Consider the following 16,447-nt stretch of genomic DNA (forward strand, 5'->3'; position numbering starts at 1 on the left):
TACTAAAGGGAAATAGGATTTGCAAGTTTTTCTACAAGGAGGATCGTTTGAATAGAAAAAGAAGATTTGCCCTTCTTATAGCGGGGCTCATGGCCCTGTCGGCCTGCCAGACCAAGGCTCCCGGATCGCCCTCCTCGTCGGAGGAAGCGCCGGCCCAGGCTTCCGTCCAGGAATCCCGGGGATCCCAGGAAGATCCCTCCTCAAGTCGGGAGATCTCCCCGGAGGAGATGGCGGCCAAGCCGCTAAGTCAGGGTGAGTATGTTGAGGATGCGGAGGGAAAGAAGATTTACCAGGGCCATGGGACCTTCTTCGATACCTTCGATACGGTCGTGACCCTGACTTATTTTGCACCGGATGAGGAGACCTTTCAGAAATATCTCACCTACACCCATGATGAGTTTCTCCGCCTCCACAAGCTCTATGACAACTACCATGAATATGAGGGGCTGACCTCGGTGATGACAGTCAACCGCCTGGCCGGGCAGGGCCCGGTGGAGGTGGATCCCGATCTCTTTGATATTTTGGAGTTCTCCCTGGACCATTATGAGGCCAGCCTGGGCAAGGTCAACATTGCCCTGGGGCCGGTCCTTTCCCTCTGGCATGAGGCTCGGGAGGCTGCCGGGGCTCATGAAGGAGCGGAGGACGAAGACCAGGGTTCGACCTCCGGTAAGGAAGTCCGGCTTCCCGATAAGGCTGCCCTGGAGGAGGCCAACCGCCACACTGACCTGGCTAAACTCCACTTGGACAAAGCCGCCCGGACCGTGGCTTTTGATGATCCCAAGATGGCCCTGGATTTGGGGGCTGTCGCCAAGGGCTATGCAACAGAGAAGGTGGCTAGGGGATTGGAAGCCATGGGGTTGGAGAATGGCCTCCTTTCCGCAGGCGGAAATGTCCGCCTTTTCGGCTACCATCCCCAGGGGAGGCCCTGGAAGGTGGGGGTGGAAGACCCCAAAACCAACGACAGGGACCAGGCTCTGGCGGCGATGAAGATGGAATCGGGGTCCTCCATGGTCACCTCCGGGGACTACCAGCGGTATTTTGTTGTGGATGGCAAGCGCTACAACCACATCATCGACCCCAAGACCCTCTATCCGGCCACCCTCTACCCCTCCGTTTCTGTTGTAGCGGGGGACAGCGGCCTGGCGGACTTTCTTTCCACCACCTTCTTCCTTTGTAATAAGGAAGAGGCGGCCCGGGTCCTGGAAAATTACAAAAAACAGGGCGTTGACCTGGGCGTCATCTGGGTGGATTTCGATAACCGGGTGACCTCCACCGACAACCTGGCCGGTGCATTGGAGGTCCGCGAATAAGCTCCGATGCCCAAGCCTATCCCAATCCCCCTGCCTTTCGAGGCAGGGGGATTTTTTCTCGTCCAGGCAAAGGATTTTCCGATTTTCTTTACAAGGATTTAACAGAAAGGGTCACTTGCTTTTAATGGAAAGCCCCTATCCTGAACATGTTATGAGCGAAAGTTTGAAGTCCACATCTCGCTTGACGAGATCAACGATTGAATGTCGAGAAAGGAAAATCACCAATGAAGAATACAAAGAAAATCCTAAGCCTCCTCCTTGCCCTCGCCATGGTTGTTACCCTGGCTGCCTGTGGCAACAAAGACGGCGGGTCCAAAGAATCCTCTTCGGAAGCTCCGGCCAGCTCCACTGCTGAATCCTCCTCCGAAGCCCCCAAAGAAAGCACGGCCATGGAAGGAACCATCAATGTCATCTCTCGTGAAGAGGGATCCGGTACCCGTGGCGCTTTCGTGGAAATCACCGGCGTGCAAAAGGACAAACAGGATATGACCAAGGCCGATGCCGCCATCCAAAACGGAACCGACCAGGTCATCACCTACGTCGCCTCGGACGCCAAGTCCATCGGCTACATCTCCCTGGGTTCCTTGAACGACACCGTCAAGGCCGTCAAGATCAACGACGTGGAAGCCACAGAAGAGAACGTCCTCAACGACTCCTACAAACTTAAGCGTCCCTTCAACATCGCTTACAAAGCTGAAGAAAAAGACAACGAAGTGACTGCTGACTTCATGAAGTTCATCATGTCCAAAGAAGGTCAGGCCCTGGCTGCTGATTCCGGCGTCATCGCCGCTGACAGCGCCGCTGCCGCTTATGAAAAAGGGAAGGATCTCAAGGGTAAGATCCGGATCGAGGGTTCCACTTCCGTGACTCCTTACATGGAAAAGCTCATGGAAGCCTATAAGAAACTTCAGCCCGGCGTCACCTTCGACTTCACCTCCAATGGTTCCGGTGCCGGTATCCAGGCCGTCATCGACGGTAACGCCAACATCGGTATGGCTTCTCGTGCCATCAAAGACGAAGAAACCAAAGCCGGCGTTGAAGCAACTGCCATCGCTATCGACGGTATCGCCGTCATCGTTGCTCCCGACAATGCTTGCGAGAGCCTGACCCTTGACCAGGTTCGCCAGATCTACACCGGCGAAATCACTGATTGGGCCAAATTAGGGAAATAAGACACGATCCGAAAGGGAAGCTTGGGTTGCCCCGGATGCTCGGGCCCCGGGCTTCCTTTTTTATGTACTGATGAGCCCTATTTTCTACGGATTATAGACCGAAAGGAGGATTCATGACGAATGAAACGGTCACCACAAAAGATAAAGTCATGAATGGGGTCTTTATTGCGGCCACGGCCGTATCCATTATCGCGGTCGCCCTGATTTGCTTCTTTGTTTTTTCCACTGCCATCCCCACTATCGCAAAAATCGGCCTGTCGGACTTTCTCCTGGGCAATGTGTGGAAGCCCTCGAACGGCATCTTCGGCATCCTGCCCATGATCGCCGGGTCCTTCTATGTGACGATCGGCGCAGCCATTCTCGGCGTTCCGGTCGGAATCTTGGCCGCCATTTTTATGGTTTTCTACTGTCCCAAAAGGATTAAACCTCACGTCCAAGCCGGGATCAACCTCCTGGCAGGCATTCCCTCTGTTGTCTATGGCCTATGGGCCCTGGAGGAAGTCGTCCCCCTTATCCGAAAGTTCGCCGGCGGCTACGGCCTCTCTATTGGAGCTGCCATGATCCTCTTGGCCATCATGATTCTCCCCACCATCATTTCCCTCTCCCAGTCAGCCATCGCTGCCGTTCCCCATCATTTCTATGAAGGGGCGGTCGGCCTGGGCGCCACCAAAGAGAGGGCCATCTTCACCGTGGTCCTTCCGGCCGCCTCCTCCGGGGTTCTCTCCTCGGTCATCATGGGCATCGGCCGGGCCATCGGGGAGACCATGGCGGTCACCATGGTCATCGGCAACGCCCCTATGTTCCCCCAGAGCCTGTGGGGGATGGGGCGGACCCTGACCACCAACATCACCACCGAAATGGCTTATGCCGGTGGCCTCCACCGGGAGTCCCTGATTGCCACAGGGGCTGTCCTCTTCGTCTTTATCCTCCTCATCAACCTGGCCTTTAACCTGACCAAGAGAAGAGGCAAGGGAAAGGAGGACCAATAATGGCTCATTCCAATAAGCAGAGGCGGCAAGCCGTCATATTGAAGATTCTCATCGGCCTGACCATCGTCATCGCCATGGGCTCCCTCCTCCTGGTCATCGTCCAGGTCTTGATGCGGGGGATTCCCCACCTCAACGGTGACATCTTCGACCCCACATGGACCACGGAAAACCAGTCCATGATGCCGGCCATCTGGAACACCCTCCTCCTCATCCTCATCACCCTGGTCCTGACCATCCCCGTCGGCGTAGCTACAGCCATCTACACCGTGGAATACGCTAAGCCGGGCTCCAGGTTCGTTGCCATCTCCCGCCTGATGACTGAGACCCTCCAGGGGATCCCTTCCATCATCTTCGGTCTCTTCGGCATGATCTTCTTCGTCAACACCATCGGCTGGGGGAACGCCATCATTTCCGGAGCCCTGACCATGTGGTTCATGACCCTTCCCCTGGTCATCCGGTCCACTGAAGAGGCCCTCATGGCCGTCCCCATGAGCCTCCGGGAAGCCTCCTACGGCCTGGGTGCCACCAAGCTCCGGACGACCTTCCAGGTGGTCCTCCCTGCGGCGGCCATGGGGATTTTCTCCGGCATCATCCTGACCATCGGTCGGATCGTCGGGGAGACAGCTGCCTTGATTTACACTGCGGGGTCCATGGCCCAATACGCCAGCCCCATGCTGAACGGACGGACCCTGGCCATCCATATGTACCTCCTCCAAACCGAGGGGATCCACAAGGACCAGGCCTATGCCACCGCCGTCATTCTCTTAATCGTGGTCCTGGCCATCAACGGCCTGTCCACCATGATTCAGAATGCATACAAGAAGAAGGAGACGGGTAATGACGATTAAATTACAGCTGGACGACTTCCATTGTTGGTACGGGAACTTTGAGGCCATCAAGGGCGTCTCCATGGATATTGAAGAAAAGGAAGTAACCGCTTTCATCGGCCCCTCAGGTTGCGGCAAGTCCACCGTCCTCAAGTCCATCAACCGAATGAACGACCTGGTCCGGGGCTTCCGGATCGGGGGGACCATGACCCTGGACGGCAAGGACATCTATAAAGATGTGGATGTCTATGACCTCCGCCGCCGGGTGGGGATGGTCTTCCAGCAGCCCAACCCTTTCCCCAAGACCATATTCGACAACGTGGCCTATGGCCCCCGGACCCATGGGATCCGGGACAAGAAAACGCTGGAGGAGATCGTCGAAAATTCCCTCAAGCAGGCTGCTATTTGGGATGAGGTCAAGGACAAGCTCAACAAATCCGCCACGGCCCTGTCCGGAGGCCAGCAGCAGAGGGTCTGCATCGCTCGTTGCCTGGCCGTTAAACCCGAAGTCATCCTCCTCGATGAGCCGACTTCGGCCCTGGACCCCATTTCCACGACCAAGATTGAAGACCTCCTCTTCGACCTCAAAAAGGAATACACCATTGTTATCGTGACCCACAATATGCAACAAGCTGCCCGGGTATCCGACAAGACCGCCTTTTTCTACCTGGGCAACCTCATCGAGTGCCGGCCCACCGTGGACCTCTTTGAGAATCCGGAGAACGAACAGACAGAACGCTATGTAACCGGACGCTTCGGTTGATGGAAGGAGGCTAGGATGAGAACTGAATTTGAAGAACAGCTCAACCAATTGAACCAAGACCTGATCGACATGTCCAAGCTCTGCACGGAGGCGGTGGAGAAGGCTATCCATGCCCTGACGGACAAGGATCCCGCTCCCGCCAAGAGGGTCATCGAGAATGAACAGCGGATCAATGACTACCAGTCCCTGATTGACCAGGAGGCCATCCGCCTGATCATGCGCCAGCAGCCGGTCGCCTCCGACCTCCGTTTTCTTTCTGCCGCCCTGTCGATGAATACGGACTTGGAGCGGATCGGGGACCAGGCTGAAGACATTTCCCACCTGGCCCTCCAGATGCTGGACCGGGGATATGAGGAGCGGGAACTGGGGGCTCTCAATGAGATGGCCAAACAGGCCGTTGTCATGATCGAGGACTCCGTAGCCGCCTTCCTTAAAGGGGATTCGGACCTGGCCAAAAAGACCTGTCAATCCGACGACATTATGGACAACTTATTTATTCAAGTCCGCCAGGAGGTCATTGAGGAAATCAAAAAAGGGTCCCTGGAAGCGGAGATCCTGACCGACATCATGATGGTGGCCAAGTATATGGAGCGGATCGGGGACCATGCCACCAATATTGCGGAATCCGTCTATTTTTCATTAACCGGGGAGAAAATCCACGCAGACTAGAGATGGTTTCCCCTCCGGCGACCACACCTCCAATAATAAAATCGGAGGGGAAAGTGATCATCATGGGACAGGCCTTTTGGGCCTGTCCTTTTTTTCGAAAAACTTTTTCTTCTTCGGAAAGAGACAGAGGAATGGGTATAATAAATGATAGAAATGCTTCCGCATAGGACCGGCCTTATACCGCCTGCAAAGGGAAGGAGTTTCCAAGAATGCCGATGATCTATCTTGTCGAGGATGACCAGAATATTCGTGACTTAATTTGCTATGCCCTTCGAGGGGATGGATTCCGGGCCAGTGGTTTTGAAGATGCCAACTCCCTTTATCGGGCCATGGAAAAAGAGCTTCCGGACCTTTTTATCTTGGATATTATGTTGGAAGGGGAATCAGGCTATGATATCCTGAAGAAGCTGAAGGCCAATGCCAAGACCCGGCCCCTCCCCGTCCTCATGTTGACCGCGAAAACCGCGGAATATGACAAGGTGAAGGGGCTGGATATGGGGGCGGATGACTATGTGACCAAGCCTTTCGGCGTGATGGAACTGCTCAGCCGGATCAGGGCCATCCTCCGCCGTTATGGGGTGAGCGAGAGCCATCCGGCCCTCCGACTGGGCTCCTTGAGTCTGGATCCCGACAAGCGAAGCGTGGAGTACGACGGGAAGCCCGTGGAATTGACCTACAAGGAGTTTGAGCTTCTCCATTACTTAATGGATAATTTGGAATTGGTCCTCTCCAGGGACCAGATCATGGAAGAAGTTTGGGGTTATGAATATGCGGGCGAGACCCGGACGGTGGATGTCCACATCCGCTCCCTCCGTCACAAGCTGGGGGATGGGGCCCGGTATATTCATACGGTACGCAATGTCGGCTATAAAATGGAAGCATAATTATGAAAAATAAACTTCGTATTCGTTTTTTACTGGCCTCTCTGGCCCTGATTTTGATCTCCCTGCCTTTTGTATTTCACGCTGCCCTCCAATCAGCCTCCTCTTTGGAAGGGAACATGGTCCAATCCGTGGCCACCGGCCTGGAAGGGATGCCCAAAGAGGCCCTGGACCAGGTGGTCCGAAAGTCCCAAGAGGAAACCGAAGGCCCCGGGGTCATGATCCAAGCCATCCAAGAGGGGACAAAGACCCAAAATCCCAGCTTCTATGACCGGGAGGGCAACCGCTATGAGGTCCAATCCCGGCCTATCCGCTACCAGGACCTCTTCCTCTCCTTGGGAAAGTCCATCCTTATCTTTCTCGCCTTTATGGTTCTTTTCTCCATTCTCTTAACCCGCCAACTCTACCGGGCGGCCCTCCGCCCCTTCCGGTCCATGGCCTCTTACCTGGCCTCCCTGACCCGGGGAGATTATTCAGTGGAAGCTCCTCCCATCGAGGAGGAAGAGGCCCTGGCCGATCTTTTGGGAACCCCGGAGGATCGAAGATTATTTGCCGACCAACTCCGGGAAATCCGTGAAAATGAGAATATGCGCCGGCAATTCACCGCCAACATTTCCCATGAGCTCAAAAGTCCCCTGACCTCCATCATCGGCTATGCCGAAATGATCGAGTCGGGCAAGGTGGATGAGGAAGACAACCTCCGCTTCGCCTCCATCATCCGGAAGGAAGGGAGCCGGCTCCTGACCATCATCGACCAGGTCATCCAGCTCTCCAAGTTTGATACGGGCATGGCCTATATGAACCACTTGGAGGAATTCAACCTAACAGAAGTCATTGGGGCCGAGCTGGCCGGCCGGAGGGACTATGCCCTGGACCATGGCGTCGATCTCCGGGCCCGGGTACTTTCCATAGAAACACCCCAGGAATCCCCTGACGCCGGAAGGAACCAACCCCTTTGGACGACCCTGGAACCGGGTGCCGATCAGCCGCCTATCTATATGACCGGCAACCGGCGGATGATCGAGGAGATCGTGGACAACCTGATTTCTAATGCCATCAAATACGCCGGCAGCGACAATGCCAGGGCGGAAGTCAAGCTTTCGGAAGATGAAAACTGGATCCACCTCCAGGTCAAGGATAATGGAATCGGGATCTCTGAGGAGGACCAGGGCCATGTCTTTGAGCGCTTCTTCGTCGTCAATGCCGCTCGGACCAAAACGGATAAGGATGGGACAGGCTTAGGCCTCTCCCTCGTTAAGCATTCCGTGGCCATCCATAAGGGCTGGATCAAGTTGGAATCCAGTTTAGGCAGGGGGTCCAAGTTCACCATCGGCCTCCCCAAGGACCCCAAAAATGGACGGTCCAACCACACGCGGGATGAATTCTTTATCGAGACCGGGGCGAGGAATAAAAAGGGGGACAACGATGAGAATGCTGCCACTTGAAACCATTGAAAAAGAGCGGATGATCATGGCGGTCAAGTCTGACAAGGAGTTGGACCTGGCCCTCCGGTCCAAGCCTACGGTGATCTTTCTCCTCTATGGGGACATCATGACCCTTCCCCAGGTTGTCCAGAAGATTCAAGGCCGGCGGAAGATGGCCATCGTCCACCTGGACCTGGTTATGGGCCTGTCCAGCCATGAATTGACCGTGGACTACCTCCAGCGGGTCATCCAGGCGGATGGGATCATCACCACCCACCCCAACCTGGCAGCCAAGGCCAATGAAAACGGCTTTTTCTCCATCCTTCGCTACTTCCTCCTGGACTCCCTCTCCTTGAAGAACCTCCAGAGCCAGGTGGAGAAGCACCGCCCCACTGTTCTGGAAGTCTTGCCCGGGATTATTCCCTCCGTCATCCCCACGATCCGGGAAAAGGTGGACATTCCCATTATTGCCGGAGGCTTCATCCGGACTCCGGAAGAGGGCCAGGCGGTCCTGGACAATGGGGGATTGGCCCTATCCAGTTCTTGTCCGGACCTCTGGGCCCAGGCTGACCGTTTTTTCACTTCATGAGGAGGATGTATGAAAAAAATTTATGACAACATCATTTTAGGGGCGGGGCCGGCCGGCCTATCGGCAGCGATTTACAGCGGACGGGCCAGGGTGGATACCCTCCTGATTGAGAAAGACCTCGTTGGAGGCCAGGTGGCGGATACCAACGATATTCAAAACTACCCCGGACAGATGGTGGAAGGGGAATCGGGTCCCGACCTGGTGGACCGGATGAGCCGGCAGGTGGATAAGTTCGGCGCCGACCGGGTTACGGATACCATCCAATCCATGGACCTGGAAGGGGAGGTCAAGGTCCTTCATGGGGTCAATGGAGATTATAAGGGAAGGAATGTCATTTTGGCGACGGGCTCCTATTCCCGGAAGATGGGCTGCGAAAACGAGGATCAGTTTATCGGCAAGGGGATTTCCTTCTGTGCCACCTGCGATGCCAATTTCTTTGAAGATTTTGATGTCTATGTGGTGGGTGGGGGAGATGCCGCCGTCGAGGAGGCCATCTACCTGACCAAGTTTGCCAAGAAAGTGACCATCATCCACCGCCGGGATAAACTGAGGGCGACCGAATCCATCCAAGAGCGGGCCTTCTCCAACGATAAGTTGGACTTCATTTGGGACAGCGTGGTCGAAGAGGTCGACGGGGACCCCATCTTGAACAAGATGGTTCTCAAGAATGTGAAGACCGGTGAAAAACAGGTGATCGAGGCGGATCCGGAGGATGGCCTTTTCGGCCTCTTCGTTTTCATCGGCCACCTCCCCAATACGGACCTCTTCAAGGACCAGGTGAAGCTGAGTGATCGTGGCTATGTCTTGACGGATGAGAATATGCAGACCAACATTCCCGGGGTCTATGCGGCCGGGGACGTTCGGGAGAAAGCCTTCCGCCAGGTCGTCACCGCCTGTGCGGACGGGGCCATTGCCGCCCTTATGGTAGAGAAGTCACTGACAGAATATTAAAAGCCTAGGCCGGTTGAACCCGGGCAAATTTGATGAGGAAAGAGCTTCGGGAAAAACCGAAGCTCTTTTTTAGGGAAAACATTTGACAAGCGTTTTCTCTCTGGCTATACTAGGGGTATAGTAACTACTATTTGAGAAGAGTGAGCGGTAGTGCTTGATAGGTTTTCGCTTGCTCGAATAGGATGTATCTGGGCAGGCTTGGCCGGCCCAGTTTTTTTATCGAAGAGATCGGAAGCGGCTATGGGCGCTCATCTTTCTTCGGAAGACCTTGCCGACTGCTGAAAACGTATCCAACCCGGACAGAAAACCATGGAGGTATCAAATGAAAAAAGAAGTCTATGACGTCATCCTCATTGGCGCCGGTGTCACGGGATCTTCCATTGCCTACCAACTCTCTAAGAAGAAAGGAAACTTTCTGGTCCTAGAGGAGAAGGGTGATGTGTGCGAAGGGGCTTCTAAAGCCAATTCCGGCATTGCTCATGGGGGCTATGATGCGGAACCCGGATCGCTGAAGGCAAAGATGAACATGGAAGGGATCGCCATGATGGAGGAGATGGCCAAGACCCTGGCTTTCCCCTACCATAAGATCGGAACTTTCGTTCTTTGCCATAGTGAAGAAGACCGACCGGCACTCGAGGAACTCTACCAGAGAGGCTTGGAAAACAAGACTCCTGGCATGCGGATTGTCGAGCGGGAGGAGCTCCTGAAGATGGAGCCCAATATCACCGAGGAAATTGTAGCGGGTCTCTACTGCTCGGAGGCCGGGGTCATTGATCCCTTTGCGACCACTATCGCCTTTGCGGAGCAGGCCAATGTCAATGGGGTGGACTTCAAGTTCTACCAGAAGGTCATCGGCATTGAAGAGGGCGAGGAAGGGAACTGGTTGGTCCGGACCCAGAATGAGGTTTATGAGACCCGGGCCGTGGTTAATGCAGCCGGACTCTTTTCCGACCGGATCCACAACATGGTTTCCAAGGAAGATGACTACCACATCCTCCCTCGAAAGGGCGAATATATGCTCTTGGACCGGGATGCGGACGGGATCGTCAACCACGTTATCTTCAACCTGCCTACGGATAAGGGCAAGGGGATCCTGGTTTCACCCACCATTGACGGCAATGTTCTTTTAGGTCCCACCTCGGAATTTGTTCCCTCCAAGGACCAGACTCAGACTACCCAGGAGCGTTTGGACTATGTCAGGGAGTCAGCGGAGCACATGATCAAGGGCGTCCCCTATTCCCTGGTCATCACTTCCTTTACGGGCGTTCGGGCCCATGAAAAAGGCGGGGACTTCATCCTTGAGGAATTCAAACCCGGCTTCTTCGACTGCGTGGGCGTGGAATCGCCCGGGCTGACCTCGTCACCGGCGGTAGGAATCTACATGGCCAACCTGGTTCAGGAACGCCTCCAGTTGCCGGACAATGAGGACTTCATTGCGGAGCGCAAGGGCTTCACCAAGACCCGGGAGATGTCCTATGAGGACCGCCAGGCCTTGATCAAAAAAGACCCGGCCTACGGGCGGATCATCTGTCGGTGCGAATCCGTTTCCGAAGGCGAGATTCTGGAAGCCATCCACCACCCCCTGGGTGCCAAGTCCCTGGACGGGATCAAGCGCCGGGTCCGTGCGACAGCAGGCCGCTGTCAGGCCGGCTTCTGCACCCCCAGGCTCATCGAATTGCTGGCCCAGGAGTGGGGAGTGGATTGGGCTGAGATCAATAAAAAAGACCTGGATGCCTATCTCTTGACCGGGCATGTGAAGTAAGGAGGACGACATGAAAGACTATGATTTAGTCGTTATCGGCGGTGGGCCGGCGGGACTGGCCGCAGCTTGCCAAGCCTATGATAGTGGAGTGACGTCCATCTTAATTGTGGAAAGAGACCAGGTCCTGGGCGGCATCCTTAACCAATGCATCCATAACGGTTTTGGCTTACATATGTTCAAGGAAGAACTGACCGGACCGGAATATGCCGAACGCTATATCGAGATGGTCGAGGAAAGAGGGATCGACTACCTCCTGGACACCATGGTCATCGACCTCTCTCCGGACAAGACCGTCACCCTGATGAGCCGGAAGGATGGCCTGATCCAAATCCATCCCAAGGCGGTCATCCTGGCCATGGGTTGCCGGGAACGGCCTCGTGGCGCACTCAACACGCCGGGCTCCCGCCCATCCGGTGTCTTCACCGCCGGGACGGCCCAACGACTCATGAACATCGAAAACTACATGCCCGGCCACAAGGTGGTCATCCTGGGCTCCGGCGACATCGGCCTCATCATGGCCCGTCGGATGGTCCTGGAGGGGGCGGAGGTCGTCTGCGTGGCTGAGGTCATGCCCTTCTCCGGCGGCCTTAAACGGAACATCGTCCAGTGCCTGGATGACTACAACATCCCCCTTTATTTCAACACTACCATCACTAAGATCGTGGGCCAGGAGCGGGTGACCGGGGTCTGGCTTGCGGAAGTGGACGACCATATGAAGGCCATTGAAGGCACCGAGCGCTTCGTGGAGTGCGATACCGTCCTCCTCTCCGTCGGCCTGATTCCTGAGAACGAGCTGACCTGGAAGGCCGGGATCGAAAGGGATCCTCGGACCAAGGGGGCCTCGGTCAACGACCGCTGGATGTCCTCCGTCCCGGGTATCTTCGCCTGCGGCAATGTCCTCCATGTCCATGACTTGGTCGACAATGTTTCGGAAGAGGCCATGATCGCCGGCCGGAATGCCGCCCTATATATTAAAGACGAGTTTACGGATCCCTCCGATGAGCCTGTCCCCGTCACCCCCGGCGATGGCGTGACCTACACCCTGCCCCAGCACATCAACCTATCGACCATGGCGGATGAGGTCAAGCTTTCCTTCCGGGTCCGGAAGACCTCCCACCTCTCCTCGGTGGTCGTCACGATGGATGGAGAAGAAGTCTCTCGACAGAAGAAACATGCCCTGGCCCCAGGACAGATGGAGCAGGTCACCATAAAGAAAGAGGACGCCTTCCGGATCAAGCCCTCTCAGATCGAAATTAGAGTGGAGGATTGACATGACTATTCATGAATTAACCTGCATCTCTTGCCCCCTCGGTTGCCAGATGAAGGTGGAAGTCGATGACCAGGGCCAGGTTGTCTCGGTCACCGGCAACACCTGTAAAAGAGGGGAAGTCTATGCGAAAAAAGAAGTCACCAACCCCCAGCGTATGGTCTGCTCCACCGTCCACCTCATGGGAGGGACCATGCCCCTTGTCGCTGTAAAAACGAAAGAGCCGGTCAGCAAGGCGAAAATTTTTGATGTCATGGACGAGGTTCGACGCCTCACGGTCGATGCCCCTGTCCATGTGGGAGATATCATCAAAGAGGACATTGGAGGGACCGGTGTGGCCCTGGTTGCTACCCAAGAGCGGCCAGCACGCCGGTGAAGAAGGAATGAGAACATCCAAGTGTTGAAAGCCGGTCTTTCAACCAACCACGCCTAGTGCAACAGAAAGGAAGATTTATGCCAAAGTATATAATGGCCTTAGATGCCGGAACCACTTCGAATCGTTGTATCTTATTTGACCACGAAGGAAACATCAAATCCGTTGCTCAGAAGGAGTTTACTCAGTACTTCCCCCATCCCGGTTGGGTAGAACACGACCCCAAGGAAATTTGGTCCACCCAAATCGGTGTTGTCATGGAGGCTATGGCTAAAGTTAATGCCACCGCCGAGGACATCGCCGCCATCGGTATCACCAACCAACGTGAAACCACCATCGTATGGGACAAGGAAACCGGTGAACCCGTCTATAATGCCATCGTTTGGCAGTGCCGTCGTACCGCTGACTATGCTTCCGAGCTCGTGAAACAAGGCTATGAAGAAACCTTCAAGAAGAAGACCGGTCTGGTTCTTGACCCCTACTTTTCCGGAACCAAAATCCACTGGATCCTTGAAAACGTCCCCGGCGCCCGTGAAAAGGCCGAGAAGGGCCAACTCCTCTTCGGTACCGTCGATACCTGGCTGATCTGGAAGCTGACCCAGGGCAAGGTCCATGTCACCGACTATACCAACGCTTCCCGTACCTTGCTCTACAACATCCAGGACCTCTGCTGGGATGATGAGATCCTCGAAATCCTCGACATTCCCAAGTGCATGCTGCCTGATGTCAAGCCGTCCTCCTACGTTTATGGGCAGGCCATCATCAATGGTGAGGAAATCCCCATTGCCGGTGCCGCCGGTGACCAGCAGGCCGCCCTCTTCGGTCAGACCTGCTTCGAACAAGGCGAAGCCAAGAATACCTATGGAACCGGTGCCTTCCTCCTTATGAATACCGGCGAAAAGCCCGTCTTCTCTAAGAACGGCCTGGTTACCACCATCGCCTGGGGCCTGGAAGAAGGAAAAGTCAACTACGCTCTTGAAGGTTCCATTTTCGTTGCCGGCTCCTCCGTCCAGTGGCTCCGCGATGAACTCCGCATCGTTGACTCCGCCATCGACACCGAGTACTATGCGACCCGTGTCAAGGACACCGACGGTGTCTACGTTGTTCCCGCCTTCACCGGCCTCGGCGCTCCCTATTGGGATCCCTACGCACGCGGTGCCATCGTCGGTATCACCCGCGGAACCAACCGCTACCACATCGTCCGCGCCACCCTGGAATCTCAGGCCTTCCTGTCCAACGACGTTCTCCAGGCCATGTCCCAAGACCTGGGCGCCCCCCTCAAGACCCTCAAGGTCGACGGCGGTGCCTGCGCCAACAACTTCCTCATGCAGTTCCAGTCCGATATGAGCCAAGTCGAAGTTAAGCGCCCCAAGGTTCTCGAAACAACCGCCCTCGGCGCCTCCTACCTGGCCGGCCTAGCCGTCGGATTCTGGAAGTCCAAGGAAGACATCCTGAAGAACTGGACCATCGACCGGACCTTCGAACCCTCCATCTCCGTTGAAGAACGCGACAAGCTCGACGCCAACTGGCAGCAAGCCGTCAAGCGCTCCCTCAACTGGGCAAAAGACGTAAAGTAAGATAAAAAGGAGCCCGCTCTCGCTTAAGCAAATCCTCCGGATTTGCAATGCGCTCGAGCGGGCCCCTTTTTATCTTGTGGGGTAGGAAAGACGAAACCCAGGAAAGACGAAACCCAGGAAACACGAAACCCAGGCTCACTTTCGCTTAGGCAAATCCTTCGGATTTGCAATGCGCTCAAGTTGAGCCTGGGTTTCTTTTGCTTGTGTGGGGGCGGGGGGTTAACCTGGTTACATGCGGAATTGGGCTCCAGCCAGGGCGTGTTTCTTGTGACTTATGGCGGGATCGAGTGAGGAGCCCTGATTATTTTGAGAATATTAAAAATATCAGGGTTCGGAACCCTGATAACTCGTTGGCTCTGAAAAATATCAGGGTCGAAAAATGCCCTGACAAAAAAGCTGATGGCAAGAATATCAGGGTTTCAAACCCTGTCAAATTGGAGAACCCCGAGAATAGCAGGGTGAAAAATGGCCCTGTTGATTTGACATACAGCGAAATTATCAGGGTCTGAAACCCTGACAAATTGTTTAGCCCCAAGTATATCAGGGTTCCAAACCCTGACAATTCGTAAAATCACCAGAAAGGCAGGATTGAAGATGCCTTAGGAATCGAAAAACTCATGAGTTCAGAGCCCGAGGCAGGAGCCACCATCGCAGGCGGTTTTTTTGGATCTTTCAGAGATCCGCTTTGTTCTCAACCCCTTTTCTCCCTTTATATCTTTTCATTAACCAACCTATCCCAATGCCTTTCAATCGACGGAAACAGCTTGTTTGCAAACTGGTCCAGCTTGTATATTGAAGGAGATGAGGAAGATTTAAAATATACAAGGAGGTAGGATGGGGCAGGAAAAAGAAAAGCAAGGCCAAGGCATTTCCAAGGATCATGCCTTGAAACTATTATTCAACCAACCGGAGAATTTTTCTGCAGTATTTAATTCTTTCTTTGGTGAGAAAGACTTTGTCGAGGCAGATCGGCTCAAGGACTATGATTCGGCTAGTCAGTTTGAGGTCTTAAAAAAGGGACGGCTAGCTGTTAGCGGGGAGAGGCATCGTGATATAATTAAAGTCAGTGAAGGGAAAATCTGTTGTCTTTTGGGGATTGAAAACCAGTCTTCCGTGGACTATACGATGCCGGTGCGTATTTTCTTTTATGATGCTCTTACCTATTATGAGCAGGTGAAGCGAGAGGGTTTTCGCTCCCAACAACTCTTGCCTGTGCTTTCTCTCGTCCTCTATTTCGGGGAACGTCCCTGGACAGGACCTGTCGATCTCCTGTCCATGATGCCGGACCGGGTGAAGGATCATTTGCTTTTTCAAAATTATCGGATGAATCTTATTGATGTCAGACGGATGGATGAGAATAGGATAGGGGAGTTACCGAGCGAATTGGCATTTTTCTTTAAGACCTTACAGACCATGCTCGATGGGGAAAAGTTTTCAAAATTTCTTGCCCAGGATGCGAACGCTTTTTCCAGACTCTCTGTGGAGACAAGGGCAGCCTTAGAAGCCTTTTTCGACGGAGAGGAAGAGGTCTTTATGAAAGGAGGGAGAGATATGGGGGACGGATTACGAGCCTATCGGGAGTATATCGCAAGCCTTGAAAGAAATGCGGGCCGGCGTGAAGGCAGAAATGAAGGCCGACGCGAAGGTAGGGATGAAGGTCTATTGAAAGCCTCGGAGTACTACCAAAGAAAGATGAGGGAGGCCGGTCTTTCCGAGGAGGAGATCAAGAAAATTGCAGATGGCCTGGTTAAGGAGAAAGAAGCTCTTGAACAATAGGAGATAGCTTCTCTCCGAGCCCCCGGAAATTGGACCTCATGGTCTGATTTTCGGGGGTTTTTGCTTGCCGGGGTCGCATAGGAATTTATCCGCGGCTATGCCTTGAAGGAAAACCTT

15 protein-coding genes are annotated in these 16,447 nt (G+C 54.4%); all 15 read left to right on the top strand.

What is annotated here, in order from left to right:
* Positions 1 to 47 precede the first annotated feature (47 nt).
* Positions 48 to 1,310: an FAD:protein FMN transferase gene (locus HGKM_RS02925; protein ID WP_019133849.1), complete on the top strand. Its 1,263-nt coding sequence runs from the start codon at positions 48 to 50 to the stop codon at positions 1,308 to 1,310.
* A 224-nt stretch (positions 1,311 to 1,534) separates the two neighbouring features.
* Entirely contained in the window at positions 1,535 to 2,482 is a 948-nt protein-coding gene (locus HGKM_RS02930; protein WP_019133850.1) for a substrate-binding domain-containing protein, read from the top strand.
* Between the two features lie 113 nt (positions 2,483 to 2,595).
* On the top strand, positions 2,596 to 3,471 hold the full coding sequence (gene pstC / locus HGKM_RS02935) for a phosphate ABC transporter permease subunit PstC (RefSeq protein WP_019133851.1): 876 nt from the start codon (positions 2,596 to 2,598) through the stop codon (positions 3,469 to 3,471).
* Positions 3,471 to 4,319, top strand: coding sequence for a phosphate ABC transporter permease PstA (gene pstA, locus HGKM_RS02940; protein WP_019133852.1), 849 nt, complete (start codon positions 3,471 to 3,473; stop codon positions 4,317 to 4,319). The genes pstC and pstA overlap by 1 nt, the downstream gene beginning before the upstream one ends.
* A complete protein-coding gene (gene pstB / locus HGKM_RS02945) occupies positions 4,309 to 5,061 on the top strand; it encodes a phosphate ABC transporter ATP-binding protein PstB (protein WP_019133853.1) in 753 nt (250 codons plus the stop codon). The genes pstA and pstB overlap by 11 nt, the downstream gene beginning before the upstream one ends.
* A 15-nt stretch (positions 5,062 to 5,076) precedes the next feature.
* Complete coding sequence (gene phoU / locus HGKM_RS02950; RefSeq protein ID WP_019133854.1) at positions 5,077 to 5,730, top strand: phosphate signaling complex protein PhoU; 654 nt, start codon at positions 5,077 to 5,079, stop codon at positions 5,728 to 5,730.
* 209 nt (positions 5,731 to 5,939) lie between these two features.
* Positions 5,940 to 6,614, top strand: coding sequence for a response regulator transcription factor (locus tag HGKM_RS02955; protein ID WP_019133855.1), 675 nt, complete (start codon positions 5,940 to 5,942; stop codon positions 6,612 to 6,614).
* 2 nt (positions 6,615 to 6,616) lie between these two features.
* A complete protein-coding gene (locus HGKM_RS02960; protein ID WP_019133856.1) occupies positions 6,617 to 8,056 on the top strand; it encodes a sensor histidine kinase in 1,440 nt (479 codons plus the stop codon).
* A complete protein-coding gene (locus HGKM_RS02965; RefSeq protein WP_034578915.1) occupies positions 8,037 to 8,624 on the top strand; it encodes a glycerol-3-phosphate responsive antiterminator in 588 nt (195 codons plus the stop codon). The genes HGKM_RS02960 and HGKM_RS02965 overlap by 20 nt, the downstream gene beginning before the upstream one ends.
* A gap of 9 nt (positions 8,625 to 8,633) precedes the next feature.
* Entirely contained in the window at positions 8,634 to 9,575 is a 942-nt protein-coding gene (gene trxB / locus HGKM_RS02970; protein WP_019133858.1) for a thioredoxin-disulfide reductase, read from the top strand.
* 322 nt (positions 9,576 to 9,897) lie between these two features.
* A complete protein-coding gene (locus HGKM_RS02975; RefSeq protein ID WP_019133859.1) occupies positions 9,898 to 11,337 on the top strand; it encodes an NAD(P)/FAD-dependent oxidoreductase in 1,440 nt (479 codons plus the stop codon).
* A 10-nt stretch (positions 11,338 to 11,347) separates the two neighbouring features.
* Positions 11,348 to 12,607, top strand: a complete 1,260-nt coding sequence (locus HGKM_RS02980; RefSeq protein ID WP_019133860.1) for an NAD(P)/FAD-dependent oxidoreductase — start codon at positions 11,348 to 11,350, stop codon at positions 12,605 to 12,607.
* Between the two features lies 1 nt (position 12,608).
* Complete coding sequence (locus HGKM_RS02985; protein ID WP_019133861.1) at positions 12,609 to 12,980, top strand: DUF1667 domain-containing protein; 372 nt, start codon at positions 12,609 to 12,611, stop codon at positions 12,978 to 12,980.
* A gap of 77 nt (positions 12,981 to 13,057) precedes the next feature.
* Positions 13,058 to 14,554, top strand: a complete 1,497-nt coding sequence (gene glpK / locus HGKM_RS02990) for a glycerol kinase GlpK (RefSeq protein ID WP_034578917.1) — start codon at positions 13,058 to 13,060, stop codon at positions 14,552 to 14,554.
* Between the two features lie 834 nt (positions 14,555 to 15,388).
* A complete protein-coding gene (locus HGKM_RS02995) occupies positions 15,389 to 16,330 on the top strand; it encodes an Rpn family recombination-promoting nuclease/putative transposase (protein WP_019133863.1) in 942 nt (313 codons plus the stop codon).
* Positions 16,331 to 16,447: the final 117 nt, after the last annotated feature.

Origin of the sequence: Kallipyga massiliensis ph2, assembly GCF_000311985.1 — a bacterium.
GTDB lineage: Bacteria > Bacillota > Clostridia > Tissierellales > Peptoniphilaceae > Kallipyga > Kallipyga massiliensis.

What these genes read in the sequence shown, in the direction of transcription:
- HGKM_RS02985 (WP_019133861.1), top strand. Translation starts at nt 12,609, where the DNA reads ATGACTATTCATGAATTAACCTGCATCTCTTGCCCCCTCGGTTGCCAG.
- glpK (WP_034578917.1), top strand. Translation starts at nt 13,058, where the DNA reads ATGCCAAAGTATATAATGGCCTTAGATGCCGGAACCACTTCGAATCGT.
- pstC (WP_019133851.1), top strand. Translation starts at nt 2,596, where the DNA reads ATGACGAATGAAACGGTCACCACAAAAGATAAAGTCATGAATGGGGTC.
- HGKM_RS02960 (WP_019133856.1), top strand. Translation starts at nt 6,617, where the DNA reads ATGAAAAATAAACTTCGTATTCGTTTTTTACTGGCCTCTCTGGCCCTG.
- pstB (WP_019133853.1), top strand. Translation starts at nt 4,309, where the DNA reads ATGACGATTAAATTACAGCTGGACGACTTCCATTGTTGGTACGGGAAC.
- HGKM_RS02995 (WP_019133863.1), top strand. Translation starts at nt 15,389, where the DNA reads ATGGGGCAGGAAAAAGAAAAGCAAGGCCAAGGCATTTCCAAGGATCAT.
- HGKM_RS02975 (WP_019133859.1), top strand. Translation starts at nt 9,898, where the DNA reads ATGAAAAAAGAAGTCTATGACGTCATCCTCATTGGCGCCGGTGTCACG.
- HGKM_RS02965 (WP_034578915.1), top strand. Translation starts at nt 8,037, where the DNA reads ATGAGAATGCTGCCACTTGAAACCATTGAAAAAGAGCGGATGATCATG.
- HGKM_RS02930 (WP_019133850.1), top strand. Translation starts at nt 1,535, where the DNA reads ATGAAGAATACAAAGAAAATCCTAAGCCTCCTCCTTGCCCTCGCCATG.
- phoU (WP_019133854.1), top strand. Translation starts at nt 5,077, where the DNA reads ATGAGAACTGAATTTGAAGAACAGCTCAACCAATTGAACCAAGACCTG.
- HGKM_RS02955 (WP_019133855.1), top strand. Translation starts at nt 5,940, where the DNA reads ATGCCGATGATCTATCTTGTCGAGGATGACCAGAATATTCGTGACTTA.
- pstA (WP_019133852.1), top strand. Translation starts at nt 3,471, where the DNA reads ATGGCTCATTCCAATAAGCAGAGGCGGCAAGCCGTCATATTGAAGATT.
- trxB (WP_019133858.1), top strand. Translation starts at nt 8,634, where the DNA reads ATGAAAAAAATTTATGACAACATCATTTTAGGGGCGGGGCCGGCCGGC.
- HGKM_RS02980 (WP_019133860.1), top strand. Translation starts at nt 11,348, where the DNA reads ATGAAAGACTATGATTTAGTCGTTATCGGCGGTGGGCCGGCGGGACTG.